This window comes from Demequina globuliformis (genome assembly GCF_000975155.1).
In the GTDB taxonomy this organism is placed as follows: Bacteria; Actinomycetota; Actinomycetes; order Actinomycetales; family Demequinaceae; genus Demequina; species Demequina globuliformis.
Genome location: NZ_BBRG01000001.1, coordinates 1,611,759 through 1,636,006, shown reverse-complemented (window position 1 = coordinate 1,636,006; position 24,248 = coordinate 1,611,759). Strand labels below are relative to the sequence as shown.

Here is a 24,248-nt window from a genome sequence, read left to right as displayed (position 1 = left end):
TTCGTTCCCTTTTGAGGCACGGCGCGGGGCTGTTTCATTGGTGCGCCTGGGCAGATTCGAACTGCCGACACCCGCTTTAGGAGAGCGGTGCTCTATCCCCTGAGCTACAGGCGCGGGGCACAAGACAGGGTACCCGCTACGCCCCCTTGCGTGAATCCACGCGCCGCCATCGACCGCGCAGAGCCCCGCACGGGGGACACTCAGGAGCGGGTCACCACCGGTGGGCGACGTGCTGCGCGATCGAGGAGTCGTAAATGCCCTTAAGTGCCTCAAGCGTGGCATCGTCGAGCGCGGGCAGGTCACCTGCGGCGGCGTTCGCGGTCGCCTGCTGCGGCGTCGAGGCACCGGGGATGATCGTGTCTGCGCCGACGGTCGCGATCCACGCGAGCGCCAACTGTGCGGTGGTCCAGCCCTCGGGCGTCAACTGCGCTACTTCACGCGCGGCCTGGACCCCCACCTCATACGGAACTCCCGCGAAGGTCTCGCCAATGTCAAAGGCCTTGCCCTCGCGGTTGAAGGTGCGGTGGTCGCTGTCAGCGAAGGTCGTGTGTTCGTCGTACTTGCCGGACAGCAACCCTGAGGCGAGCGGGACGCGGGCGATGATGCCGACCCCGGCCTCCTTCGCGGCTGGCACCACTTCATCGAGCGGCTTGCGGCGGAAGATGTTGAGAATGATCTGGATGCTCGCGAGGTCCGGCTCCTCAAGCGCGCGCAGCGCCTGGTCGCACGTCTCCACCGACACTCCCCAACGCGCAATACGTCCTTCGTCGACCAACGTGCGCAGGTCGTCGTACGTCTGAGGGTCCTCGAAGACCTCCGTTGGAGGGCAGTGCAACTGAACGAGGTCGAGGGTGTCGACTCCCAGGTTCTCGCGCGATCGGTCGATCCAACGGCGGTAATTGTCCAGGTGGTACTCGGAGGGCACGTGCGGATCCGCGCGGCGCCCCATCTTGGTCGCCACCGTGATCGAGGAGTCGCCGCGCTGTGCGACAAAGCGCCCGACAGCACGCTCGGAACGCCCATCGCCGTACACGTCCGCGGTGTCGAAGAACGTCACCCCCGCATCGGCGGCAGCGGCGAGGATCTCCTGCGCGGTGTCGTCGGCGACATCGCCCCAGTCGGCGCCAAGCTGCCAGCAGCCCTGGCCAACCACGGAGACACTGCGGTTCAAGCGGGAAACGTCGTTGGTACGCATGCCTTCACCCTACCGAGTGGTAACCGAAAAATCGAACCGTTTCGCGTCCTTCGCGTCGTCGTCCCGCCACACCCAGGCACGCGACATCGACGGGGCCCACCTGCCGGCCTGCCAGAGCGACCACTCATGTGCCCGAAAACGACTGAGGCCGCCGCCTCCTTGCGGAAGCGGCGGCCTCAGTGAAGCGCGAAGGCGTTAGCCCGTCACGCGAACGTAGGTGGGGTTCGACTGCCAGATCGGCCGGAACTGGATCGACTTGCCGGGGCGCGGCGCGTCGATCTGCAGGTTCGGTCCGGCGTAGATGCCGACGTGACCGGGGGTCACGATGATGTCTCCAGGCTGCGGGCTCGAGACGACGGTACCCACGTTGTAGTAGGCGCCAGACGAGCGCGGCAGCGAGATTCCCAGCTGGCCGTATACGTACGAGGTGAAGCCGGAGCAGTCGAAGCCGGACGGCGACGAACCGCCGGAGACGTACGGCACTCCCACGTACTTCGAGGCCTCAGCGATGACGGCGGATCCGGAGATCGCGGCCGACACGGATGCCGAGTTCGACACGGTGCGAGCGGAGTTCGAGCTGGAGCTGGACTCCGAAGAGGAGCTCGTGCCCGAGTTGGAAGTCGTGGACGGAGCCTGAACCGGCTCGGGAGTGACGATGGGCTCGGGGTTGGCCGAGTACTCCACGTCAGGCGTCGCGACGCTGTAGTCAGCGTCGTCAGCGGCGGTCACCGTGGCCGCAATATCTGCGGCGGCTGCGGTCTCTGCCAAGGAGTCTGCCTCAGCGGACGTGTTGGCAGGAGTGGTGATGTCTTGCGTGACGAGTGCCGCTGCTGCGGCGCCCGTGAGCGGCACTACGACGAGTGCTGCGGCTGCCGTAGCTGCCACTGCACGCGTCTTGGCGCGCATGTATCCGTACCTCAAGATGCTGTGTTCCTTCCGCGCGTCGCTATTTCAAGCGCGTCGATGTTCCTGGCTCTCCTGCCGTCCCGGGGGGTACCCCAAGAGCCATCCGGCAGGGACCTGACGAGGTCTCGTCCTCCTGTTGCTAGTCGCCCATGTTACCTAATCGTGACGATTCTCCAAGTCCTGGACCGCGAACACGTGCCGCGCAGCCTCTCGACTGATCTCAAGGGTGTGCCCGTCAACGGTGACAGCGATGGCGTCACCGACCACCTCGACAGCTACCGTCGCCCCTGGCACGAGCCCGGTCCGGACGGCCTCGTCGAGGAAGCCTGCGGCCGCCTGCGGGCCTTCGCCAATACGGCCAATTGTGAGATTCGACAAATCTTGCTCGGCGGCCGCTTCAAGTGAGATTCCGGGCGCCTCGGGGCTCACGGGAGTCAGCCCCAACTCGTCCAGTCCGGGGATGGGATTTCCGTAGGGCGAGACCGTGGGCTCGCCCAGCATTTCCACCAGACGGCGCTCGACGCGATCGCTCATCACGTGCTCCCACCGGCAGGCCTCCTCGTGAACGTGAGGGAGGTCAAGACCGATCACGTCGGTCAGGAGGCGCTCTGCGAGCCGATGCTTGCGCATCACGCGCACGGCGAGTTCCTGACCGTGCTCGGTCAGTTCCAGGTGACGGTCGGGTGCGACAACGACCAGGCCGTCACGCTCCATGCGAGCGACCGTCTGCGAAACCGTGGGCCCCGAGTGATCGAGCTGCTCGGCAATACGCGCTCTCATGGGCACCACGCCGTCTTCGATCAGCTCGTAGATGGTCCGCAGATACATCTCCGTGGTGTCGATCAGATCGCTCATCCGGCGAGACGCCCCATTCCTCTGTATTCCCAGCCTGCCTCGATCCAGTCCTCGGACGGAAGGCAGTTCCGCCCATCGATCACGCGCGGTGACGCCACAATACTCGTCAGCGCCTGCGGATCGAGAGTCCGGAATTGCTTCCACTCGGTCGCCACGATCACCAGTTCCGCGTCGCGGCAGGCCTCGAGCGCATCATCCGCATATGTGAGCGTGGGCCAGATGCGTGCGGCGTTCGCATTGGCCTCGGGGTCGTGGACCACGACCTTGGCTCCGCGCAGGTGCAGGCCGCCTGCGACGTCAAGCGCGGGCGAGTCGCGGATGTCATCACTGTCGGGCTTGAACGCCGCACCCAGGACTGCAATGCGGGCACCGTCGAGCCCGCCGAGCATGCGCTCAGCGAGGGTAACCGCGTGCTCACGACGGCGCATGTTGACGCCGTCGACCTCGCGCAAGAATGCGAGCGCCTGGTCCACGCCAAGCTCGCCCGCACGGGCCATGAAGGCGCGGATGTCCTTAGGCAGACAACCGCCTCCGAACCCGAGTCCGGCGCCGAGGAACTTGCGGCCAATCCGCTCGTCGTGGCCAATGGCGTCAGCCAAGTCGCGCACATCTGCACCAGTGGCCTCGCACACTTCCGCGATCGCATTGATGAAGGAGATCTTGGTCGCAAGGAAGGCGTTCGCGCTGACCTTGACGAGTTCTGACGTGGCGTAGTCCGTCACGAGGAAAGGGGTGTCGCGCTCGAGCATGGCAGCGTAGACGCGCCGCGCCACCTGTTCGACGCGCCCGGGACGGTCCCGATCGATCCCCAAGACCAGGCGGTCGGGCCGCAGGGTGTCCTGGACCGCGAAGCCTTCGCGGAGGAACTCGGGATTCCAGCCCAGGTCCACCTCGTCGCCGGCGGGTGCAATCTCTCGCAGTCGCGCCGCAAGGCGTTCAGCTGTGCCGACCGGGACCGTCGATTTGCCCAGGATCGTCGCCGGCCGTGTCAGCAGCGGCCCGAGTTCCTCGATCACGGATTCCACTTGGCTGACGTCGGCCGCGTACCCGCCCCTGACCTGTGGTGTTCCTACCCCGATGAAGTGCACATCGGCGAACTCAGCGGCGTCGTGAACGTCGGTGGTGAAGCGCAGGCGACCGGAATCTACGTGGCGCTTCAGGAGCTCGGGGAGGCCGGGCTCATAGAAGGGAACTTCACCGGCTGACAACCGCGCGATCTTGGCCGGATCGATGTCCACCCCGATGACCTCGTGGCCCAACTCAGCCATGCCGGCGGCGTGCGTGGCGCCAAGGTACCCAGTTCCAAAAACCGAGATGCGTTCACTCATATCGCCACCCTAGTGCGGATGGGTCAGCACCCGTTCACCGTCGGAAGGGGTGCGGGCAATCACCGCGCCGCCGTCCGCGGCGACCGTGAGTTCGCCGTCTTCGAAGGGCACAAAAGCGGCTTGGCCCCGGCGCAGCTCAAGGGTGCGGCCGGCTGCCGTCAGCGTGGCCGTACCGCGGAAGCACAGGACGATGCGTGGAGCAGTGGGCAGCGACACCGAGCCGTCGTTGACGAGAGTGAGCGCGAACTCCTCCGAGGTCGTCACGAGGTGGCGGGCGGCTCCGGCGGTCTTCACAACCGGCGCCTGTGGCTCACTGGGCTTGGGGTCGAGCAGCTTGAGCAGCAAGGGCACATTGACGTTTTTGGGGGTCAGACCGGCGCGGACCACGTTGTCGGAGTTGGCCATGATCTCAAGGCCCATGCCCGACTGATACGAGTGAAGCACGCCCGCGCCCACGAACAGAGCGTCACCTGGGCGCAATCGAACGGCATGCATGGCGAGCGCCACAATCGCTCCCGCATCCCCAGGGAAATGTGCGAGAGCGCGCGCCGCCGCCGCCATGGAACTTTCCGCATCGGCCCTAGAGCCAAGGTCAGCGAGCGCAGCGAGCGTCTCATCGTCGACCCCGCCCGACAGCGCACCCCGAATGAAGTCGCGCACGTCCCCGGCCTGTTCAAGCGCCTCCGCGAGCCCCTGCGCCCTGCCGGTCCCCAGCGAGCGCAAGTCCGCAGCGGTGTCCACCACCTCACGCACACCCGCGAGCACGCGCATTTCGGTGACCGCCACCACCATTTCCGGTTTGTGGTACGGGTCGACGAAGGCATGCGGCAACCCGCCAGTACCCCGCTGCTCAAGGGCAAACCCGTGCCGAGCCTGGGCCAAGGTGGGGTGCACCTGAATCGACAGCGGCTTGTCGATCGCCAAGACCTTCAAGAGGTACGGAAGACGCGCGCCCCAGCGCTTGGCGGCTTCATGGCCAAGTGTCGACTCAGGATCCTGCGCGATGCGTTCGTCTAGCGGCTCGCCACCGGCGAGGGTGCTCGGCGATGGCGCGGAGGTGTGCGCACCCCACCAGGCCTCCGCAACGGGCCCGCCGGGAGGGGTGACTCCCAGGAGCAACGGGATGTCGTCGTGGGTGCCCCACGCATAGTCGCGGAGAACGGGGCTGATCAGATGCACAGGCGCAAGTCTGCCAGGTGTGCTCGCACTACGCTGGTGCCATGTCGACCGAACTGACGATTCCCGCGCAACTTCTGCCCCGCGACGGGCGCTTTGGGTCCGGGCCATCGCGGGTGCGCGACGCCCAGATTCAGGCGATCGTGGATGCCCAGCCCGCCATCCTTGGCACCAGCCACAGGCAGGCACCTGTGCGCAACCTGGTCGGCGATGTTCGACGCATGCTCGCGGAGCTCTACGCGTTGCCGGACGGCTACGAGGTCCTTCTTGGCAATGGCGGCTCCACTTCGTTTTGGGATGCCGCGGCCTTCTCGCTCGTGGAGCGCCGTGCCCAGCACGGCGTGTTCGGTGAGTTCGGCAGCAAGTTCGCGCAGGTTACGGCCGCCGCACCGTACCTCGAATCCCCCGACGTGCGCGAGGCGCCCGCAGGTTCGGTGGCAGTGCCGCAGGCGACCGACGGCATCGACGTCTACGCCTGGCCACACAACGAGACCTCGACCGGTGCAATGGCCCCGGTCGTGCGGCCCAGCGACACCGGCGGGGCCCTCACCGTCATCGATGGCACGTCAGCGGCCGGAGGGCTCGACCTGGATGTCCAGCACACGGACGTCTATTACTTTGCACCGCAGAAGAGCTTCGGCTCCGACGGCGGCATCTGGTTCGCGCTCATGTCGCCGGCAGCCATCGAGCGCATTGGCCGCATCGCGGCGACCGATCGCTACATCCCCGCCACGCTGGAACTGGCGACCGCAGTCGAGAACTCACGCAAGGACCAGACGTACAACACTCCCGCGCTCACGCCACTGGTCATGATGCGCAACCAGCTGGAGTGGATGCTCGCCGGGGGCGGCATGGACTTCGCCACGGGTCGCACCGCCGAATCCGCGCGCCGCATCTATGCGTGGGCTGACGACTCGTCCCTGCTCACCCCGTTCGTCACCGACGCTCGGTACCGCTCACAGGTGGTGGCAACGATCGACGTCGACGAGGCGATCGATGCTGGCGCCATCGCGGCCGCTCTACGCGCTCACGGCGTGGTCGACATTGACCCGTACAGGAAACTGGGCCGCAATCAGCTCCGCGTCGGGATGTTCCCTGCGGTGGATCCCGATGACGTCTCAGCCCTGACCGCGTCGATCGACTGGCTCCTGGAGAAACTGGCACCGTGACCCCTCCCCCGGACGCGCCTTCGCCGCGACGCCAGCGCCATTCGCGCCTGGCCGTCGCGGCGCTCGTCGCGATCCCGGTCGCGGTTGCGTCCACCACTGGGGCGGCGGCCGGCCTGTGGGCACCGGACCCCGTCGCCGCCGGTGCTCCGACGGTATCTGAGGCCCCATCGCGCGCAAGCGTTGACGACGCACAGGTCACGACGGCTGCCGTGAGCGGCGGGGATGCGTCCTGGGACCTGTCCGGGATGATGCCGCGCATCTCCGTGTCGCTGCCGCCCAATCCGAGCCCGTCGCCTGCGCCTACCGCTCCGACGGGCGCCGCCGGCGACGGGTCCGCTGGTGGCGTGCCGCCAGAGGCGGCAGAGGGTGACGCCTCCGCTGGCCCCGGCTCCGCTCCAGATGCTGAGGTCCTACCAGAGGCAGCGAAGCCAGCCCCGTCGGCTCGGTCGCGAGACGAGTACTGCGCATCACCTGACGGTGCGGCGGGAGCCTCGAGCGCCCAGAGCATGCTGTCCGCGGCCAACGTGGAACGCGCGCGCATCGGAGCGGCCCCGCTGAGTTGGTCAACGACGTTGGCCTCGGCCGCCATGGCCTGGTCGTCGTCGATGGCGGCACAGGATTCGGCGACAGCAGCCACCATGGATGCTCTCGCACACAACCCATCGCGTCCAGCAGGTGGGGAGAACGTCGCGGTCAGTTACTCATCAGCGGGCCAGTCACAGGGAGCAGCAGCGGCCAGCGCGCACTCCGGCTGGGTCTTCTCGTTCGGCCACTGCATGAACATGCTGAATCCTCAGTATGCGGTGATGGGTGCGGGAATGGCTGTCACCGACGACGGTACAACCTGGTACTCGACAGCAAACTTTCAATGACGCGGTGAAGACGGCGCACTAGCGACGGCGCGGAATCCATGCCGCCAGCGCCCCGGAAGTCGCGAGTCCCACGGCTCCGATTGCCCACAGGCTCCCCGGCATCGAGACCACGGCGAGTCCTGAGACCACCGCTGGACCGACCAGTCCGCCCACGTCTTGGAAGCTCATCCAGATCCCGATGAACATGTCCCTGCCAACGGCGGGCGCGACATCGTTGCCCAGCGTCATGAGCACCCCTGATCCCCACCCATTTCCCAGACCAATGACCATCGCAGCAAGCGCCACCGCGGCGGGCGAATCGGTGAAGGGCAGTGCGATGAAGCCGACCGCGAGCAAGAGCGTGGAAGGCACCGCCGTCCATGCCCGGCCCCACCGGTCGGCGACAAGGCCCGCCGGGAAAAACAGAAGCATGTCGACGCCCGCCGACAGCGCGAAGATCAGGGACACCACCTCATCTGAGGCGCCAATGTGCTCCGCCCACAACGGGATCACGAGGATCCGCACGGACCGCACCGCGCCAGTCATCAGCACGGCCACTCCCAGCGTGCTCAAGATGCGAACGTTCGCGCGAGCCACCGTCAGGGCGGGCGCATGAGGGTGGGCGTGCGGGCGCGAGCGGTCTTTCCATGCCGGCGAGGTCGCCACCGCGACCATCGCGACAAGGACAGTTGAGGCCGCGAACAGGTAGGCGGACGGCAATCCCCAGACGGCGATGAATGCCGATCCCAGGAGCGGACCAATGAAGTTCGAGATGCGCCACGTCCCGGCGAGGGTGGTGAGCGCCCGGCCGTGGTGGGTGGGTGGCACCATTCCCGTCACTTGGCCTTGGCGCGCCACGTGATAAGTCGCGTGACCCAGGCCCACGAGCATCACGCCCGCCGTCAGGCTAGCGAGCCCTTCCGAGACGCCGCACACCAGTGCGCCGGCGGCCAAGAGCGCCAGCCCCACCATGGCTGCGCGGGCGTACCCGAGCGTAGCGCTCAGCCGTCCACCCACATAGGAGCCGGCGATGCGCCCCGCGGAGTACAGCGCCACGACGCCTGCAGCTACTGCAGCGGAGTGATCAAAACCCACCACCGAGAGCGCGAAGAGCGGGAGCATGGCTCCCAGCCCTATCTCGGCGAGGAAGGTCGGTGCGTACGTCGTGCGAGCGGCGGCGCGAAGGATGTCCCTCCCCACCGCCGGTACGGGCGGTGGCCCGTCAGTCAGTGGTGCCCTCCGGGGCCACTACTTTGGGCTCCTCAGTACGCGACTCAGCCGGGGCATCGGCCTCCTGTGAAGGTTCCGTCACCGCTTCGCCGGCACTCGCTGGGGACGCCGACTGACCTTCCGCGCTGGGGGCCGATGCCGCAGAGGACTCACCTTGCTGGGCCTCGACCCCGGTTGCCGCCGCGGCTCCCGCAGCTGCGTTCTCGGATGTCGCGTCTGCCTGAGCGTCCGCCGCGAGCTCAGCGGCAGGCTCGGCCACCGGCTCGGCGACCGGCTCGGGCTGCGGCTCCGGATCGGGCTTCGACATGTCAACGGGAGTCACCCCGTCGTTTTCAAAGATCGGCTCGGCGTCAGGCCAACGCGTGCTCTGGCGTTCCACGTCGGTCTGCGAATGCGCACCGCAACCGTGATCCACGGAGACGACCTTGCCGTCCGAGGGCGACCATTCGTTCGCGCACGCGCCAAAGGTCGTGCGAAATGACCCGGTGAGCGGCACAAAGAACGCGCACGTCGAGCACGGCGAGGCAGACGCGACTGCGCTTGACGCCGTGGGCCCGTGCGAGCCGCGATACCAACGCTCGGCCGCCGCGTCACGTCCCCGGGGTGCCATGACGCGCTCGCGTCCGAGTCCCAGTTCCCAGAGTTCGGCGATGTCCTCGTCGGCGTCGTGAGACTCGTAGCCGGGCTCCAAGCGAGGGTCTTCCTCAATCTTGGGAAGCACCATCGAGGGCTCGAGGTCACCGGGGCGGATGCGGTCGGCCCACGGAATCCACGCAGGCGCCAGGAGCGCGTCGTCGGCAGGAACCAGGTGCGCCTCGCACACCGCGGCCTCGCGCCCGCGGGGCGCGCGCGACACGGTCACGGCCCACACCCAGCCGCGATAGCCGGGCATGGTGCACGCGAACAGGTGCGTCACGAGTCGGTCCTCAACGCGGTTGGCGCTCAGGTGCTCGCCCACCCACTCTTCACCGTCGGCTACCTCAATGGCGACTTCGCGCGCGAGGTCTACGGCCTTGTCCAGCACTGCGTCCATGGGAATGGGCTCACGCCTCCAGCTGATCGGCGACGGCGCGCAGCACAGAAGCGACCTTCTTGCCGCGCGCGGCGTCCGGGTAGTGCCCCTTGCGGAGCGAGTTCGATACTCCGTCGAGCATCTTGATGAGGTCCTCGACGATGACAGTCATCTCGTCGGGCTTCTTGCGCAGCCCCTGGGATACCGTCTTGACGGGCTCGAGAAGCTGAACCGAGAGAGCGGATGGGCCGCGACGGCCATCGGCAACGGAGTACTCGACGCGGGTGCCCTGGCGGGGCGCGGTCACCCCGTCAGGCAGCGCCGACGCGTGCAGAAAGACCTCGGCACCATCGTCGCCTGCGATGAAACCGAAACCCTTGTCAGTGTCAAAGAACTTCACACGACCGGTGGGCACATCTACCTCGCTGAATCTTGGGGCGCCGCGTGTTCGACGCCCCTCCAGTCTAGCCGTCACCCCCGACGTAGCCTTCAGCGGACGGCCCGCGGTTTGCCACGGGTGCGCGCGCGGGGCCACACTGGAGTCAGCACGAGTCCCCGATGGCCCCGAAGTGAGGTGCGACGTGCCGGTTCCCGAGTGGCTGGTGCCTGCTTTCCACCGCAGCGCAGTCTCCGCAGGCGCAAGTGTCGAGCCGGTCCTTATCGACCGTGCTGCCGACCGCCTCATTGAGCGCTGGACGGCACCCGAACGGCGGTACCACAGCATCGGCCACCTGATCGATCTGTTGCAGCGCGTCGACGAACTCCAGCAGGAGGCTGCCCGCCCCCATCTGGTGCGTCTAGCCGCGTGGTATCACGGCGCCATCTTTGACGCCGTGGACAAGGCCGCGAACCTGCACCACCCGGGTGAGAACGAGGCCGCGAGCGCCGAGTATGCCCGCGAGCAGTTGACGGCGCTGGGGGTCAACGAGGACACCGTGGCGATCGTGGTCAACCTGGTGCACGGCCTGGAACGCCACAAGCCCGCAGGGCGCGACTCTGACGCCGGTGTGCTGTCGGATGCCGACCTGGCTGTCCTCGCCACGGAACCCCAGCGCTATCGCACGTACGTCGCGCAGGTGCGCGAGGAATACGCCCACGTCGATCCGCTTGAGTACCTGGAGACGCGCCAGCGCATTCTGCAGAAGCTGCTGTCGCGCGATCGCATTTACATTTCTCCGCTCGCCCGCGATTGGGAGCGGCAGGCGCGCGAGAACGTCACTGCCGAGCTCTCTCGCCTCAAGCGGGACATTGCGGCCGCCACGGCGGCCTAGCAAAAGGGCCGATGCTGCGGGCCCTTCGTTAAGCGCGGTCCCCAGCGCGCCGCTCACCCAGGCCGCATCCACAGATGTCACCGCTCCGGTGCCGCCGCACGGCGGCAATCTCTAGCGTCGAGGTGTCCACTTCACGACACAGCTAGGAGACACCATGACGCAGTACAACGTTGATGCGGCCGAGGTCGCGACCGCCGCCGCTCAGGCCCACACGTCGGGCGAGGCCATCCGCACAGAAGTCACAGCGATGATGGCCCACCTCACCTCGCTCGAAGGCACGTGGCAGGGTGGCGCCGCGACTGCGTTCGCAGGGGTGCTGGACCAGTGGCGAGCCGCGCAGGCGCAGGTCGAGATGGCCCTCAACTCGCTCTCCGGCGCGCTCAACCAAGCTGCCGAGCACTACGCGGGCGCTGAGGACGCTGCGGCGCAGCTGTTCAGCGCGCGCTAACGCGAGCCGTGAGGCGCGGCGGCCGTGCGGGATCGCACTATGGGGACGGTGGCGTCCCACGGTGAATCCTTTGCGGGGTGGGCCGTCGCGCCTCAAGTATGCTCGGCCAGGTGACAGTGCTCATTGATCCGCCGCTGTGGCCTCGCCACGGCCGGGTGTGGGGGCACATGGTCTCGGATCAGTCGCTTGAGGAACTGCATGAGTTTGCCCGCGCAGCGGGGCTTCCTGCGCGCGCCTTTGATCGCGACCACTACGACGTGCCTCAGGACATGCACGCGGACCTCATCGCACGTGGGGCGGTACTGGTCGACGGGCGTGAACTCGTGCGCCGGCTCCGGGCATCCGGGCTGCGGGTCACGTCGGCTCAGCGCCGCGCCGCTCCCCCACGCTAGACCGCTGGAAATCACCTGCCGGGACAGAAAGCCGCCAGCGGCAGTCCGCGTGCCAAGCCTGCACACATACGACGAAGGCCCCAGGGTTTCCCCTGGGGCCTTCGCTGTATCAGCGTTGAGCGCTGGCGCGGGAGAGCTTAGAAGCCCATGCCGCCCATGTCCCCGCCACCGGCCGGCATGGCCGGCTCGGGCTCAGGGATGTCCGCCACCACAGCCTCGGTGGTGAGGAACAGAGCCGCGATCGAGGCAGCGTTCTGCAGCGCCGAGCGCGTCACCTTGACCGGGTCGTTGACGCCAGCAGCCAGCAGGTCCTCGTAGACGCCGGTCGCGGCGTTCAGACCGTGACCCACCTCGAGACCCTTGACCTTCTCGACAACAACGCCGCCTTCGAGGCCAGCGTTGATCGCGATCTGGCGCAGCGGAGCGGAGATAGCGGCCTCGACGATGCGAGCACCAGTGGCCTCGTCACCCTCGAGCTGCAGCGACCCGAGCACGGCGTTGCCGGCCTGGATCAGTGCCACGCCACCACCGGCGACGATGCCCTCTTCGACAGCAGCCTTCGCGTTGCGGACGGCGTCCTCAATGCGGTGCTTGCGCTCCTTGAGCTCGACCTCGGTTGCCGCGCCGGCCTTGATGACGGCAACGCCGCCGGCCAACTTGGCGAGGCGCTCCTGGAGCTTCTCGCGGTCGTAGTCGGAGTCGGAGTTCTCGATCTCAGCGCGGATCTGCTTGACGCGACCCTCGACCTGCTCCTCGGCACCGGCGCCATCGACGATGGTGGTGTCGTCCTTGGTGACAACGACCTTGCGCGCCTGGCCGAGCAGCTCGAGACCAGCGGTCTCCAGCGACAGACCGACGGACTCGGAGATGACCTGGCCACCGGTGAGAACGGCCATGTCCTGCAGCATCGCCTTGCGGCGGTCGCCAAAGCCGGGAGCCTTGACGGCGACGACCTTGAGGTTGCCACGCAGCTTGTTGACGACCAGTGCGGCCAAAGCCTCACCGTCGACGTCCTCGGAGATGATCGCCAGGGGCTTGCCCGCCTGCATGATCTTCTCGAGGATGGGCAGCAGGTCCTTGAGCGAGGAGATCTTGGACTCGACGAGTAGCACGTAGGCGTCCTCGAGCACTGCTTCCTGGCGCTCTCCGTCGGTGACGAAGTAGGGGTTCAGGTAGCCCTTGTCGAAGCGCATACCCTCGGTGAGCTCCAGCTCGATACCTAGCTGGTAAGCCTCCTCGACGGTGATGACACCTTCCTTGCCGACCTTGTCCATCGCCTCAGCGATCTTGTCGCCGATCTCCTGCTCGCCTGCCGAGATGGCAGCGGTAGCGGCGATCTGCTCCTTGGTCTCCACTTCCTTGGCCTGTGCGAGCAGCTGCTCGGTCACGGCGGCCACGGCCTTCTCGATGCCCTTCTTCAGAGCGATCGGGTTAGCGCCAGCGGAGACGTTGCGCAGGCCCTCACGGACCAGCGCCTGAGCGAGGACAGTCGCGGTGGTGGTTCCGTCACCGGCGACGTCGTCGGTCTTCTTGGCAACTTCCTTGACGAGCTCTGCGCCGATCTTCTCGAACGGCTCCGACAGCTCGATCTCCTTGGCGATGGACACGCCATCGTTGGTGATCGTGGGGGCGCCCCACTTCTTCTCGAGCACAACGTTGCGGCCCTTGGGGCCGAGGGTGACCTTGACGGCATCAGCGAGGGCGTTCATGCCCCGCTCCATGCCGCGACGGGCCTCCTCATCGAAGGCAATCTGCTTTGCCATGGGTGTAAGTCCTCTTTCGATGACGGTGGCTCCGAGCCGCCCGCGACGGACGATGCCGGCCCAGACGTTCACGTCACGCCAGGGCCGCACACCTCGACTGCGAAGCCAAACTTTTTAGCACTCTCGGGTAGGGAGTGCTAAGCCGATTCTGGCACTCTCCCCTGCCGAGTGCAAACCGATGTTGCGCGATGTTCACTCATGTTCACCGACGGCGCACACGGGAGTGCGCGACAGTCCCGGCTGGAGTGGCAAATTCTGGCTGCTTTGGCGCTGCAAAACAGCGAAATGGAGCCATCTGGCGGAGGGAGGCCGAGCCGAGAGGCTGCTCGGCCAGCGACGAGCGGCTAGCCCGGGTCGCTTGCGAGGAGGACTTCAATCTCCGCCCCGCCGGGAGTGCCGCTGCCGTCAACGGCGTCGATACCGAGTGTGTCCGCGATGTCTTGGGCCGTGTCGGCCAGCGACTCGTCGGCGTAGGTGACGGTGTTGACGCCGTTGGGAATCAGGTTGGAAGCGATGTTATTCGCGTCCACGTTTGAGTAGCCAGCGTCGTTCAGCGCACTTTGCTGCTCGCCCGCGAGACCCTGGATGCCGGATCCATTGCGGACCTGCACCTGTGCGTCGTAAACGATGACCGGTTCCGGCTCCTCGGTCTCCGTTGGTGTGGGCGTCGGCGACGGGCTGGCGCTCTCGCTCGGCGTGGCCGACGGCTCCGCACTAGGCGAGGTAGTCGGCGAGGTCTCGGGAGAGGACGTGGGACTCGTGGTCACCGTGGTGGCGGGAGCGGGATCGTCGTCGTTGTTGCCGCCGGCGTTCCACAGCAGGAATGCGATGAGGTAGGCGACGGCGCCAGCGATAAGGAAGGCAAGCACGGGGGGCAACACCCTGCTCCACCACGGCCGTGGCGCACGGTGAACACCCACCGGTCCGGTCTGTGCCGCGAGTTCGTCAAACTCGTCGGGCTCGTACGTCTGCGCATCCTTCGCCACGGGTCACACCCTAACGCGCGCCGGGCGCAATCCAAGCGCGGCTCGACCGGTCGTGTTCCCGCGTCGCACGTAGGCGTCGCAGTCGGGTGACGAGCATGGGGTCAAACTCCACGGCCGCATGCGACTCCAACAAGGACCCCAATACCTGGTAGTACTGAGTGACGGACAACGAGAACTCTGACCGGATCGCCTCTTCCTTGGCGCCTGCGTGTGCCCACCAGCGACGCTCGAACTCCAGCACCGCTCGGTCTCGCTCGGACAGCGATGAGCGGTCGTCGGCCGCGGCCTCCAGGTGGGTCACGTCGGTCACGGTCACCTCATTTCCACTCTCGCGCGCACCGCGGCCCGCGTCGTTTCCTCGATAGTTTCCAGCCTAAACGGCGCTGGGCCTGCGACTACGCAGCCGCACCGCGCTGAGGTGAGATGCGGGCCCGCTCCGCTGTGGCATCGGCCCCGGTCTCCAACACTAGGGTGGGCCGCATGACGGACCAATGGACCGCGAACCTGGGCGCGCAGTGGGCCGACGCGCTCGCGCCCGCCCACACGGACCTCGCCGCCGCGGCCGCGTTCCTCGATGCCGAGGCGCGGGCTGGACGGACGTGGCTGCCTGAACGCGCGCGCGTCATGCGGGCCTTTCAGGTGCCGCTCGACGCGGTGCGCGTGGTGATCGTGGGCCAGGACCCCTATCCCACACCCGGCGATGCGGTGGGGCTGAGCTTCTCAGTCGCACCTGGCCACCCCATGCCGCGGTCACTGCGCAACATCGCCACCGAACTGATGCAGGACACCGGGGAGACGCTGAGCGACGGCGACCTCAGCCACTGGGCGCGCCAAGGCGTGATGTTGCTCAACCGCGTCCTTACTGTGAGCGCGGGCGAGGCCGGTTCGCATCGGGGCCGCGGCTGGGAAGAGGTGACCGCTCAGGCCCTGCGCACCCTGGGTGCGCGCGGCGGACCACTCGTGGCCGTCTTGTGGGGCAAAGATGCGCAAGCCGCGGGTGCCTTGCTGGGCGACGTGCCGGTGGTCACGAGCGCTCACCCAAGCCCGCTCAGCGCGCGGCGAGGGTTCTTTGGCTCGCGGCCGTTCTCTCAGGTCAACGCGCTACTCGAGAAGCAAGGCGCGAACCCCATCCGCTGGGGCCAGCACAGCAGTGGCACCGCTAACGCGAGCACAGGAGTCTCGACGCCGACATCCACGGGATAGGCGCGCTGCTGATGGTGAAGTCACCGGTCGGGTTGTTGCCCTGGACCGACTCCTGGAACGTGACAGCGGCCAAGTTCGAGCAGGTTTCGCCTGGCGCTAGCACCGTGTTCTGCCCGGAGTAGATGTACACCGGTCCGGTGAGGTTGATGCCGCTGCTGATAGCTGCCGAGGTCAGGTCCACGGTGGCACGCCACTTCGTAAGCGCCTGATACTCACCGACGTAGGTACCGTTGACGACGTAGCCAGCAGGGGTGAAATCCGTCCGGATCGAGACGTCACGATAGGTTCCGGGGCCGCCATTCGCTACTGCGAGGTTCTGAAGGCGTTGGGCCGTGAAGGTTGGCACACACGTGGTGCCTTGCACGCGCTGGCCATTGGAGTGAAGCATGCCCCAGCACTGACCCGCGGGCGGGTTGGGAGGAGGTTCGGGAGCGGTCCACGACGCGGGCACCCACCACCCATTCGCAACGAGCTTCGCACCAGTCACGTTCGCGGTCGGAAAGCCGGGAACGCTGACGGTCTGTGAACCGGACGCCATGGTCCACGTCAGGTCGGCGACCTTTGCGCCCTGGCTGTTCACCAGAACGGCGCGGCCCGTTTTACCCGCACACGAGGCGGGGATGCCGGTGACAGTTACCGACGTCTGAGCGGATGAGGCACTTGGTGCGGTGAAGCCGATGGTCTGAGTAGTGCAGGCCGATGCCGTGAAAGTGGCAATCCGAGCGTGCGTGACAGTGAGGTGTGCGGCCGATGCCGGGGTGACCCAGAAGGCGACGGTCGCCACGAGTGCGACGAGGGCAGCAAGGAGCGCCACGCGCCGCGCGGCGCCGGTGGCGACGAGGGTCGTCATCGAGACACCTCCGCACCAGAGGGCTCGGCAATGCCGGCTGACGAGCCGTCCTCGTCGTCAGACACATCGTCAGATACGTCGAGTTCTTCAGGCCGCGACGGCCACATGGTGAAGCCCACGGCGATGAGCAGGATGCTGCCCCACACCAGGGGGCTGCGCAGGATCGCGGCCCACAATCCCAGCTTGGGGATGTGGAGCTTCGCGACGCCGAGCACGTCTTCGTTCGTGGGATAGAAGGGGTCGACGTAGTCGTTGTTGTCCCCCTGGACCTGCCACCCGTTGACGCCGTCTCCACCAATGATGCGGTGAACAATCTTGGACCCGTCAAGGTCAAGTGTGCTATAGACGATGACGTCGCCCACCTGCGGCTCCGCGGCGCGCGCCACGACGATGTCGCCCGTGTAGTACGTGGGCTCCATCGAATGCCCGTTCACCACAATGGCGGTGGTGCCGCCACCGAGCGACGCCGGCCAGATGAAGTACGCGAGGACCGCAATGACGACCCACCCGAGCACGGCGCCGAGCGCGCCGAAGCGCCGGCGGTCGCTAGAACCGCCGGTCTCCGGTGCGCTCAGCTCGCGTGCCATCGGTGCTCGGGTGGGTGATGTCGTTAGTTGATCGCGACTGCGGCGTTGCGTACCGCTGCAGCGTTCACACCCGTGGGCAGGTTGATCGACTCGGATGCTGCGTCAATGGTCGTCTTTACTTCCGCGAGGGTCGCACCGGAAACGTCGAGCACGTACACGATGAGCTCGCGCCCAACACAGCCGCCGGGGCTCGCGACGTTGATGTCCGACACCTCTACGGTGGCGGCCGAGAACACGCCGCCAGCGTAGGTGGTCGTGTAGTCCACGTTTACGGCGGTGTCGCACTCAGCGCCGGTGCTCACGCCCACGAGCGGAGAGTCCTCGTTGACGGTGAGCTGGGCTGCGGAGGCGAGCGACAGGCCGGCGATACCCACCAGGCCCAGGGCCACGGCGGCGTACTTGCGAGCGGAGTTCTTGGTCTTAGCCATGGGGTCTTTCTGCTTTCTTGTGTGGGCGCACGTGAATGACCCCCGGGATGGGGAATCCAGGCGCTGTTTCGTTGTCCTGCCGGCGGTCGATCTATGACCTACCTCACATAGAGACGGCCGGCGTTGCGGACTATGACGCAGTTTATGTGAGAAATTTCACGAACTTCGCCAACGCTCACTCAAAGTCGCTTTTACCAGGTATATCAATCTGAAACACAGCACCACAAAGTATGAGATAGCCCACACTCGGCCCGCGACCGCGCCCATGAGGGACCTTCTCGGCACCCCCCTGCTGACCGTGTGGTAAGCGCTCGCCGGGCCGCCAGCGCGGGCACGCCACGCCTCTACCAGCTAAGGGTGCGGCAACAAAGGAGGGGCGAGGACGCGGGCGCGTGATGCGCGCAGAACGCGCCGCAGGACGCACGGTGAACCCACGTGGGCGTCGACAGGGTCAGAGCTGACAGCGGGACTCGAACCCGCAACCCCCGTATTACAAGTACGGTGCGCTACCAATTGCGCCATGCCAGCATGCGGAGCGTTCGCGCCGCCGCATCAGGATACCGATCCGCAGGGGTGCGGTGCACACGCGAATCAACGAGCCGCCTCACACACGGCGAGCCACCTCACCGGCCCCCAACGCACGTTGACCCCCGACGCCACGAGGGCGCCGGGGGTCAACGGAAACAGCGTCAGCGCAGGCGGTGCTCCGCCGTGCTGATCAAGAGGGCGCGCTAGAGGCCCTCGATGTAGGCACGCAGCTGGCCGGGCTCGAAGTAAGGAACCTCAGACTGCTGCAGAATCGCGTCCTGGTCGTCAACGTCGGAGAACTCCTCGCCGGGGCCTACGACTCGCACCGTCGGGGTGCCCTGCACGTAGTTCTGCGACGACTGGTCCGTGGCGGCCTTCACCCAGGCCCGGAAGTCCTGGCTCTCGAACTGCGCGGCAACATCCTCGGGAACGCCGGCAGCGATGGCGATCTGCTCAATCTGCTCGTCGCTCAGTCCTTCGCCGCCCTCGGTGGGCTGGTTAGCGAACAGCGCGGCGGAGAAGTCGAGGAACGCGTCCGGCGCCTGGTCGGCGACGGTGGCAACGGCGTTCGCTGCGCGGGTCGAGTACTCGGTGCCGGAGGAGTAACGGTCGAGGATGGAGATGGGGTGGTAGTACAACTGCACCTCGCCCTCCTCGCGCAATGCGTCGAGGTCCTCGGCGTTGACCTGCTCGAACTGGTTGCAGATGGGGCACATGAAGTCGAGGTAGATGTCGACACGCGGCTGATCGGCGGGGACGTCGGCGCTCACCGAACCGGTCGCATCGACGGGGATGCCGCCGTAAACGTCGGACGCGGCGGGCTTGGCGAGGTCGTCGGAGTCAAGCGAGGGGACCTTGCCAGACTCAACGATGAACCAGACAATGCCTCCGAAGACCAGGATCACGACTGCGGACACGGCCGCAATGATGATGCCGGTCCGGCGCTCCTCTGCCTTCACCTGAGCCTGCGCCTTAGCGCGAGCCTGGGCTGCCTTGGTGTTGCTGGGTTGGGGCTTGTTCTTGGCCATGGGGATTCCTTACCTCAGGGTCAGTTGTCGATCTCGACGGGCTCGTCCGTGGCGGGTGCAGGCGCCATCCACGAGTCGAGCGAGAACCGGGAACGGGGCCAGATGAACAGGAACAGCCCTAGGGCAATGAATCCTGCTCGCTCTAGCAAGTGAAGTGGGTACTGCGTGGCGCCTTCTTCCACCTCGCCACCGCCGCCAAAGCAGCCGCAGTCGATCGATAGCCCCTGGGTCCACGCCCAGATCACTCCAATGGTGAAGGCAGCCATCATCACGAGCCACGCACCCGCAGCCCAGCGCGTCCACAGGCCCAGGATGAGCCATAGGGCGAGCGCAAGCTCGAAGAAGGGAAGGAGAGTGCCCACAAAGGGAACGATCTCCTCGGGAAGGAGCCGGTAGGCGCGCACGGCGATGATGGATTGCGGGATGTCCTGAATCTTGGGAATCGCCGCGAAGATGAGGATGCCCGCCATCGACAAGCGGACGAGCAACGACAGCCACGGTTGCACGGATCGGAACCGGTCCGCAAACGTCATCGTGTTACTCCCTCAGTCTGAGTCGCGGCCTCGCGTGAGGCCACCGTTGACGCCCCAACGTACAGGTTGTGGAATTGGTTCCCCATACGCGTTCCGTTTAGCAGGGCCGATGCCGGGGTTACGCAATCGGCTGGCCGGGAGCCGGCCACCACACTGGTTCCGTCAAAAGATAGACAGACAACACCACGACAGCGATGGCAACCGCGGACACAATCACCCAGGCGACGATGGGGCCGCGAGACGGCGCGACGGCGGCGGCCAGGCGGTGCGCACCCTCGCGAGACAGTTCGCTCCACGGCCCCCACCACATCGTGGCAGCAGCCGCGAGCCCCCCGGCGAACAGCGCGACTCCGTGTCCCCATACCTGCGCCTCATTGCTGGCGCCGGCTACGTACTCAGCGCTGACGAGCCACCATCCCAAAGTGCCGACGCCTACGCCGACTGCGGCGGCCAAGAGGATCGACGGCAGCGCCTCCCCTGCCGCGCGCAACAGGTGCCATGGCAGGCCAATCGTATGCAGGGCCGCGTCTCCGCGACGTTGCCCTCGCCTGGCGCGCGCGGTCGCGAGCGCGAGCGCGCGCCGCTGCACGGCGCGGACCACGATGGTCGTCAGTACCATCACGAAGAACGCGATAAACGGCGCCAGCGCTGCGGCCGATGCCGTGGCAACAGTCAGTGCGGCGATCATCAGTTTGCGCCGTGGAGCGGCCGCGAGAAGGTCATCGACCTCGACCTCATCAGAGTCAGTCCACTGCTCGTCCTCGTAGGTCTGGTCTTCATCGAGGTCGTCCTGGGCGTCTCCTCCGGTGGTCGCACCGAAAGCCGCGGCGTCGAATGTCTCGGGACTTGCCGTGGCGTTCGCGCCCATCACGGCGGTGGGCGCGACGGCCGCGACGGCGGTCGGCGCCGCCTCGGCGACCGGCAAGACCACGGTCGCGCCGCGCAGCGCCGCCACGACGTCACGCGGCCCAGGTCGCACGGACACGTCGCGACCGAGCGCGGCCCTGAGAGCATCGGCCCCCGGCTCGTCGGGAAGGTCAACAGTGGTCTCAAGCGTGCGGGAAATCGCGCCAGTGCCCGAGCCGAACGGCGCCTTGCCCGTCATCGCGAACGCCACTGTTGCCGCCCAGGCCCACCGGTCTGCGTCCGCGCCTGGCTCCATGCCGTCAATCACCTCTGGCGCCACGTACCCCGCGGTGCCAGACACCAGCCCCTCCTGCGTCAGGCGGTGGTCGGTCGTCTTGTGAGCCAAGCCAAAGTCGATCAGCACCGGGCCATCAGGCCCCATCATGATGTTCGAGGGCGTGACATCACGGTGAACGGCCCCAGTGGCGTGCACCGCCTCCAAAGCAGACGCAGTTCTGTCAGCGAAGTGCGCCAACTGGTCCCCGCGCATCGGCCCTTCTCGCTGGATGTAGTCCCACAAGCTGACGCCAGGGATGTACTCAAAGACCACAAACGTCTCGTCGCCGTCGAGCTCAGCGTCAAGCACGGCCGGCACGGCGGGGTGCTCCAGGGATTGAAGAGCGCGGACCTCTCGAGCGAGTCGTTCCGCGGCAACGGTGTCGGCACGAGCGTCCACGAGCTTCAAGGCGGCCTCGGCTCCGCCACCGTCGACGACCTTGTAGACCGCGCCTGAACCACCGCGACCCAACTGGTCGACAATGCGGTAGCCGCCTATCTCTTCGCCCGTCTCGCGAACCACGCCTGCCATGGCACTCACGCTACAGCCAGGGAGGTTGGTTCTGAACTATTGCGTATGGAATGATGGCCCCTAACCGCAGCAAACCTTGTTGTGGTTAGTGTCATTGTGGACACCACACCGGCACTCTTCACCACGGATCGTCTGGCACGTACCTGCCAGTGAAGGGACCTTTCATGGCCACCGTTACATACGACAAGGCTTCGCGCATCTACCCGGGCACGGAGCGCCCGGCCGTTGACGCGCTTGAGCTCGACATTGCCGACGGCGAGTTCCTCGTCCTCGTTGGCCCCTCCGGTTGCGGTAAGTCGACCTCCCTGCGCATGCTCGCAGGCCTCGAGGACATCGACGCCGGATCCATCTGGGTTGGCGACCGCGACGTGACTCACGTTCAGCCCAAGGACCGCGACATCGCGATGGTGTTCCAGTCCTACGCGCTGTACCCCCACATGACGGTGGCAGACAACATGGGCTTCGCGCTCAAGATTGCCAAGGTCGACAAGTCGGAGATCCGCGAGCGTGTCGAGGCCGCCGCGAAGATCCTGGACCTCACCGAGTACCTGGACCGCAAGCCCAAGGCACTGTCCGGTGGTCAGCGTCAGCGTGTGGCCATGGGCCGCGCCATTGTCCGTCAGCCCCAGGTGTTCCTCATGGACGAGCCGCTGTCGAACCTTGACGCGAAGCTGCGTGTCCAGACCCGTACCCAGATCGCCGCACTGCAGCGCCGCCTGGGCACCACCACCGTCTACGTCACGCACGACCAGGTCGAGGCACTGACCATGGGTGACCGCATCGCGGTCCTCAAGGATGGCCTGCTCCAGCAGGTGGGCTCGCCTCGCGACATGTACGACGCCCCCGCGAACGTGTTCGTCGCCGGCTTCATCGGCTCCCCCGCCATGAACATCGGCACCTACTCGGTCAACGGCGACTTCGCCCAGATCGGCAACAGCCAGGTGGCCCTGAGCCGTCAGGCCCTCGCCGGCCTCAAGGCTGAGGACAACAACCGCGTGGTCGTGGGCTTCCGCCCCGAGTCGCTCGACCGTGTTGCCCCCAACTCCGACGGCGCCTTCCCCATCCAGGTGGATGTGGTCGAGGAGCTGGGCTCGGACGCATACGTCTACGGCTCGATCCCCACCGACGCCCCCGGCGCCGGCGAGATCCACTTCGACGCAGGCGACTCCGAGGTCATTGTCCGCATTGACCCCCGCGATGTCCCCAAGAAGGGCGACTCGGTGTGGGTCAAGATCCGCGAGGGCGAGCAGCACGTGTTCTCCTCCGCAAGCGGTGACCGCCTCTCGGCCGCCGTGCAGACGGACAAGGCTCTGTAACTCACACACTCACGGCTTCATCGCCGCTGACGTCATTCTCAGCGAGGGCGGTCCAGGGATTCCTGGGCCGCCCTCGCTGCGTCTGATGAGCCCGCACCTTCCCGCAACGGACGCGGTCCGTGGGTGACAGCCAGGGCTACGCCTACGATGGAGGCATGGCCCTCAAAATCACCGGCGTGGTCGACCCCGCGTTGCTCGACCTGCCGTGGTCCGTGCCCCTGGAGACCTGGCCCCAGGACACCCTCGCCGCGCTCCCTCGCGGCATCTCGCGCCACGTGGTGCGCTTTGTGCGGTTCCACGGGCGAGTGCTCGCGGTCAAAGAGACCGTGTCCCCTATGGCCCACCGCGAATTCGACATGCTCCGCGAGCTGGGGCGCATGGGCGCTCCGTGCGTGGTGCCGTTCGCTGTCGTGGACGGCCGCCAGGATGCCGACGGCGAAGAGCTCGCCGCCGCCTTGGTGACCGAACACCTGCAGTTCTCGCTGCCGTACCGTGCGCTGTTCAGTCAGGCGCTACGCGACGACACTCTCGACCGCCTCATTGATGCGCTGGCCGTGCTGCTGGTGCGCCTGCACCTGCTGGGTTTCTACTGGGGAGACGTGTCGCTGTCCAACGCCCTGTTCCGGCGCGATGCCGAGGCCTTCTCCGCCTACCTGGTCGACGCCGAGACGGGCGACCTGCACCACGCCCTCACCGAGGGCCAGCGCCGCTACGACATCGATCTGGCGCGCACCAACATCATTGGCGAGATGTTCGACCTCCAGGCCGCAGAAGAACTCGACAACGCGGTTGACCCGCTCGAGCTGGGCGACCGCATCGAGGAGCGCTACCGCGAACTATGGTCGGCGCTCACCGGCAAGGAAACCTTCAGCGAGAACGTTCGCTATCACCTCGCCGAACGGGTCAAGGCGCTCAATGAACTAGGGTTCGATGTCGCCGAACTCGACATGACGCAAACCTCCGACGGCAAGGAACTCTCGATCCGTCCCAAGGTGGTCGATGCCGGTCACCACTCGCGGCGCCTACTCCGACTGACCGGCCTGGACGTGCAAGAGAACCAAGCGCGCCGCCTGCTCAACGACCTCGACGAGTTCCGCGCCGTGTTTTCACCCGACGAGGACGAGGTCCTCGTGGCCCACGAGTGGCTTGCACGCGTCTTTGAACCCACGGTGCGTGCCGTGCCGCGGGAGTTCCGGCGCAAGCTCGAGCCCGCGCAGGTGTTCCACGAGGTGCTCGACCACCGGTGGTTCCTGGCGGAAAAGAGGCCCGACGTCACCATGCCGGAGGCTGCGGCCTCCTACGTCAAGAACGTGCTCCCCGAACGGCCCGACGAGGAGGCCGTGCTTGGTCAGATCATTGGCACGGTGCCTTCCGACGAGTCAGAGGCGCCAACGGAGACGCGAGCGATCCGTGCCTGGCAGTCGTTGCCGCGCACCCGCACAGGGACACAGGCCCGCGACAACCACCCGCGCTGAGCCG

Annotated in this window: 25 protein-coding genes and 2 tRNA genes; 8 read left to right on the top strand and 19 right to left on the bottom strand. The window is 66.7% G+C overall.

What is annotated here, in order from left to right; translation table 11 throughout:
- Positions 1-38: 38 nt before the first annotated feature.
- From AOP75_RS07670 to manA, 6 genes are all read right to left on the bottom strand, one after another.
- Positions 39-114: transfer RNA gene (locus tag AOP75_RS07670), tRNA-Arg, on the bottom strand.
- A 97-nt stretch (positions 115-211) separates the two neighbouring features.
- Complete coding sequence (locus tag AOP75_RS07665) at positions 212-1,195, bottom strand: aldo/keto reductase (protein WP_062077923.1); 984 nt, start codon at positions 1,193-1,195, stop codon at positions 212-214.
- 195 nt (positions 1,196-1,390) lie between these two features.
- Positions 1,391-2,101 (bottom strand): C40 family peptidase, encoded by a 711-nt coding sequence (locus AOP75_RS12965; protein ID WP_062077921.1) that lies wholly within the window; start codon positions 2,099-2,101, stop codon positions 1,391-1,393.
- A 156-nt stretch (positions 2,102-2,257) separates the two neighbouring features.
- Positions 2,258-2,956, bottom strand: coding sequence for an iron-dependent transcriptional repressor DtxR (locus AOP75_RS07655; protein ID WP_062077919.1), 699 nt, complete (start codon positions 2,954-2,956; stop codon positions 2,258-2,260).
- Positions 2,953-4,284: a UDP-glucose dehydrogenase family protein gene (locus tag AOP75_RS07650; RefSeq protein WP_062077917.1), complete on the bottom strand. Its 1,332-nt coding sequence runs from the start codon at positions 4,282-4,284 to the stop codon at positions 2,953-2,955. The genes AOP75_RS07655 and AOP75_RS07650 overlap by 4 nt, the downstream gene beginning before the upstream one ends.
- Before the next feature lie 9 nt (positions 4,285-4,293).
- Positions 4,294-5,463 carry a mannose-6-phosphate isomerase, class I gene (gene manA, locus AOP75_RS07645; RefSeq protein WP_062077915.1) on the bottom strand — a complete coding sequence of 390 codons (1,170 nt, stop codon included), beginning with the start codon at positions 5,461-5,463 and terminating at the stop codon, positions 4,294-4,296.
- Positions 5,464-5,504: 41 nt separating this feature from the next.
- Between manA and serC the strand changes: the two genes are divergently transcribed.
- Both serC and AOP75_RS07635 read left to right on the top strand, forming a co-directional pair.
- A complete protein-coding gene (gene serC, locus AOP75_RS07640) occupies positions 5,505-6,629 on the top strand; it encodes a phosphoserine transaminase (protein WP_062077913.1) in 1,125 nt (374 codons plus the stop codon).
- Positions 6,626-7,501: a CAP domain-containing protein gene (locus AOP75_RS07635; RefSeq protein WP_062077911.1), complete on the top strand. Its 876-nt coding sequence runs from the start codon at positions 6,626-6,628 to the stop codon at positions 7,499-7,501. The genes serC and AOP75_RS07635 overlap by 4 nt, the downstream gene beginning before the upstream one ends.
- 18 nt (positions 7,502-7,519) lie before the next feature.
- Here AOP75_RS07635 and AOP75_RS07630 read toward each other — a convergent pair whose 3' ends face one another.
- The 3 genes from AOP75_RS07630 to AOP75_RS07620 are packed head-to-tail and all read right to left on the bottom strand — an operon-like array spanning position 7,520 to position 10,137.
- The gene (locus tag AOP75_RS07630; RefSeq protein ID WP_062077909.1) at positions 7,520-8,680 is read right to left on the bottom strand and encodes an MFS transporter; all 1,161 of its coding nucleotides are present in this window, start codon (positions 8,678-8,680) and stop codon (positions 7,520-7,522) included.
- A gap of 22 nt (positions 8,681-8,702) precedes the next feature.
- On the bottom strand, positions 8,703-9,743 hold the full coding sequence (locus tag AOP75_RS07625) for a DUF3027 domain-containing protein (RefSeq protein ID WP_062077908.1): 1,041 nt from the start codon (positions 9,741-9,743) through the stop codon (positions 8,703-8,705).
- 10 nt (positions 9,744-9,753) lie between these two features.
- Complete coding sequence (locus tag AOP75_RS07620) at positions 9,754-10,137, bottom strand: cold-shock protein (RefSeq protein ID WP_062077905.1); 384 nt, start codon at positions 10,135-10,137, stop codon at positions 9,754-9,756.
- Between the two features lie 166 nt (positions 10,138-10,303).
- Here AOP75_RS07620 and AOP75_RS07615 point away from each other — a divergent pair, with 166 nt between their 5' ends.
- The 3 genes from AOP75_RS07615 (at position 10,304) to AOP75_RS07605 (ending at position 11,833) form a co-directional block, all read left to right on the top strand.
- Entirely contained in the window at positions 10,304-10,993 is a 690-nt protein-coding gene (locus AOP75_RS07615) for an HD domain-containing protein (protein ID WP_062077903.1), read from the top strand.
- Positions 10,994-11,147: 154 nt separating this feature from the next.
- The gene (locus AOP75_RS07610) at positions 11,148-11,441 is read left to right on the top strand and encodes a WXG100 family type VII secretion target (protein WP_062077901.1); all 294 of its coding nucleotides are present in this window, start codon (positions 11,148-11,150) and stop codon (positions 11,439-11,441) included.
- A gap of 110 nt (positions 11,442-11,551) precedes the next feature.
- The gene (locus AOP75_RS07605; protein ID WP_062078512.1) at positions 11,552-11,833 is read left to right on the top strand and encodes a DUF4031 domain-containing protein; all 282 of its coding nucleotides are present in this window, start codon (positions 11,552-11,554) and stop codon (positions 11,831-11,833) included.
- Positions 11,834-11,970: 137 nt separating this feature from the next.
- Here the strand turns inward: AOP75_RS07605 and groL are convergent, their stop codons facing one another.
- The 3 genes from groL to AOP75_RS07590 all read right to left on the bottom strand — a co-directional run bounded on the left by groL (position 11,971) and on the right by AOP75_RS07590 (position 14,892).
- Positions 11,971-13,596: a chaperonin GroEL gene (gene groL, locus AOP75_RS07600; protein WP_062077900.1), complete on the bottom strand. Its 1,626-nt coding sequence runs from the start codon at positions 13,594-13,596 to the stop codon at positions 11,971-11,973.
- Between the two features lie 344 nt (positions 13,597-13,940).
- The gene (locus AOP75_RS07595; protein WP_062077898.1) at positions 13,941-14,582 is read right to left on the bottom strand and encodes a LytR C-terminal domain-containing protein; all 642 of its coding nucleotides are present in this window, start codon (positions 14,580-14,582) and stop codon (positions 13,941-13,943) included.
- Between the two features lie 10 nt (positions 14,583-14,592).
- Positions 14,593-14,892, bottom strand: coding sequence for a DUF3263 domain-containing protein (locus AOP75_RS07590; RefSeq protein WP_174435799.1), 300 nt, complete (start codon positions 14,890-14,892; stop codon positions 14,593-14,595).
- A gap of 170 nt (positions 14,893-15,062) precedes the next feature.
- Here AOP75_RS07590 and AOP75_RS07585 point away from each other — a divergent pair, with 170 nt between their 5' ends.
- Positions 15,063-15,785 (top strand): uracil-DNA glycosylase, encoded by a 723-nt coding sequence (locus AOP75_RS07585; protein WP_083966775.1) that lies wholly within the window; start codon positions 15,063-15,065, stop codon positions 15,783-15,785.
- Here AOP75_RS07585 and AOP75_RS07580 read toward each other — a convergent pair.
- The 7 genes from AOP75_RS07580 to AOP75_RS07550 all read right to left on the bottom strand — a co-directional run bounded on the left by AOP75_RS07580 (position 15,742) and on the right by AOP75_RS07550 (position 21,453).
- Entirely contained in the window at positions 15,742-16,635 is an 894-nt protein-coding gene (locus AOP75_RS07580) for a hypothetical protein (RefSeq protein WP_062077895.1), read from the bottom strand. The genes AOP75_RS07585 and AOP75_RS07580 overlap by 44 nt on opposite strands.
- Positions 16,632-17,222, bottom strand: a complete 591-nt coding sequence (locus tag AOP75_RS07575; RefSeq protein WP_062077893.1) for a signal peptidase I — start codon at positions 17,220-17,222, stop codon at positions 16,632-16,634. Before AOP75_RS07575 ends, AOP75_RS07580 begins: the two co-directional genes overlap by 4 nt.
- A gap of 23 nt (positions 17,223-17,245) precedes the next feature.
- Positions 17,246-17,650, bottom strand: coding sequence for a hypothetical protein (locus AOP75_RS07570; protein WP_062077891.1), 405 nt, complete (start codon positions 17,648-17,650; stop codon positions 17,246-17,248).
- Positions 17,651-18,105: 455 nt separating this feature from the next.
- Positions 18,106-18,178 (bottom strand) — tRNA-Thr (locus tag AOP75_RS07565).
- Between the two features lie 203 nt (positions 18,179-18,381).
- Positions 18,382-19,206, bottom strand: coding sequence for a DsbA family protein (locus AOP75_RS07560; protein WP_062077889.1), 825 nt, complete (start codon positions 19,204-19,206; stop codon positions 18,382-18,384).
- A gap of 20 nt (positions 19,207-19,226) precedes the next feature.
- Complete coding sequence (locus AOP75_RS07555; RefSeq protein WP_062077887.1) at positions 19,227-19,739, bottom strand: MauE/DoxX family redox-associated membrane protein; 513 nt, start codon at positions 19,737-19,739, stop codon at positions 19,227-19,229.
- Positions 19,740-19,857: 118 nt separating this feature from the next.
- Positions 19,858-21,453 (bottom strand): serine/threonine-protein kinase, encoded by a 1,596-nt coding sequence (locus AOP75_RS07550; RefSeq protein ID WP_062077885.1) that lies wholly within the window; start codon positions 21,451-21,453, stop codon positions 19,858-19,860.
- A gap of 164 nt (positions 21,454-21,617) precedes the next feature.
- On the opposite strand from AOP75_RS07550, the gene AOP75_RS07545 reads away from it, so the two are divergent.
- Both AOP75_RS07545 and AOP75_RS07540 read left to right on the top strand, forming a co-directional pair.
- Entirely contained in the window at positions 21,618-22,769 is a 1,152-nt protein-coding gene (locus AOP75_RS07545) for an ABC transporter ATP-binding protein (RefSeq protein WP_062077883.1), read from the top strand.
- A gap of 155 nt (positions 22,770-22,924) precedes the next feature.
- Positions 22,925-24,244, top strand: coding sequence for a DUF4032 domain-containing protein (locus AOP75_RS07540; protein ID WP_083966848.1), 1,320 nt, complete (start codon positions 22,925-22,927; stop codon positions 24,242-24,244).
- Positions 24,245-24,248 lie beyond the last annotated feature (4 nt).

Coding starts and splice junctions, on each gene's coding strand:
- AOP75_RS07665 (WP_062077923.1), bottom strand. CDS start 1,195: ATGCGTACCAACGACGTTTCCCGCTTGAACCGCAGTGTCTCCGTGGTT.
- AOP75_RS12965 (WP_062077921.1), bottom strand. CDS start 2,101: ATGCGCGCCAAGACGCGTGCAGTGGCAGCTACGGCAGCCGCAGCACTC.
- AOP75_RS07655 (WP_062077919.1), bottom strand. CDS start 2,956: ATGAGCGATCTGATCGACACCACGGAGATGTATCTGCGGACCATCTAC.
- AOP75_RS07650 (WP_062077917.1), bottom strand. CDS start 4,284: ATGAGTGAACGCATCTCGGTTTTTGGAACTGGGTACCTTGGCGCCACG.
- serC (WP_062077913.1), top strand. CDS start 5,505: ATGTCGACCGAACTGACGATTCCCGCGCAACTTCTGCCCCGCGACGGG.
- AOP75_RS07625 (WP_062077908.1), bottom strand. CDS start 9,743: ATGGACGCAGTGCTGGACAAGGCCGTAGACCTCGCGCGCGAAGTCGCC.
- AOP75_RS07610 (WP_062077901.1), top strand. CDS start 11,148: ATGACGCAGTACAACGTTGATGCGGCCGAGGTCGCGACCGCCGCCGCT.
- groL (WP_062077900.1), bottom strand. CDS start 13,596: ATGGCAAAGCAGATTGCCTTCGATGAGGAGGCCCGTCGCGGCATGGAG.
- AOP75_RS07585 (WP_083966775.1), top strand. CDS start 15,063: ATGACGGACCAATGGACCGCGAACCTGGGCGCGCAGTGGGCCGACGCG.
- AOP75_RS07580 (WP_062077895.1), bottom strand. CDS start 16,635: ATGACGACCCTCGTCGCCACCGGCGCCGCGCGGCGCGTGGCGCTCCTT.
- AOP75_RS07575 (WP_062077893.1), bottom strand. CDS start 17,222: ATGGCACGCGAGCTGAGCGCACCGGAGACCGGCGGTTCTAGCGACCGC.
- AOP75_RS07570 (WP_062077891.1), bottom strand. CDS start 17,650: ATGGCTAAGACCAAGAACTCCGCTCGCAAGTACGCCGCCGTGGCCCTG.
- AOP75_RS07560 (WP_062077889.1), bottom strand. CDS start 19,206: ATGGCCAAGAACAAGCCCCAACCCAGCAACACCAAGGCAGCCCAGGCT.
- AOP75_RS07555 (WP_062077887.1), bottom strand. CDS start 19,739: ATGACGTTTGCGGACCGGTTCCGATCCGTGCAACCGTGGCTGTCGTTG.
- AOP75_RS07550 (WP_062077885.1), bottom strand. CDS start 21,453: ATGGCAGGCGTGGTTCGCGAGACGGGCGAAGAGATAGGCGGCTACCGC.
- AOP75_RS07545 (WP_062077883.1), top strand. CDS start 21,618: ATGGCCACCGTTACATACGACAAGGCTTCGCGCATCTACCCGGGCACG.
- AOP75_RS07540 (WP_083966848.1), top strand. CDS start 22,925: ATGGCCCTCAAAATCACCGGCGTGGTCGACCCCGCGTTGCTCGACCTG.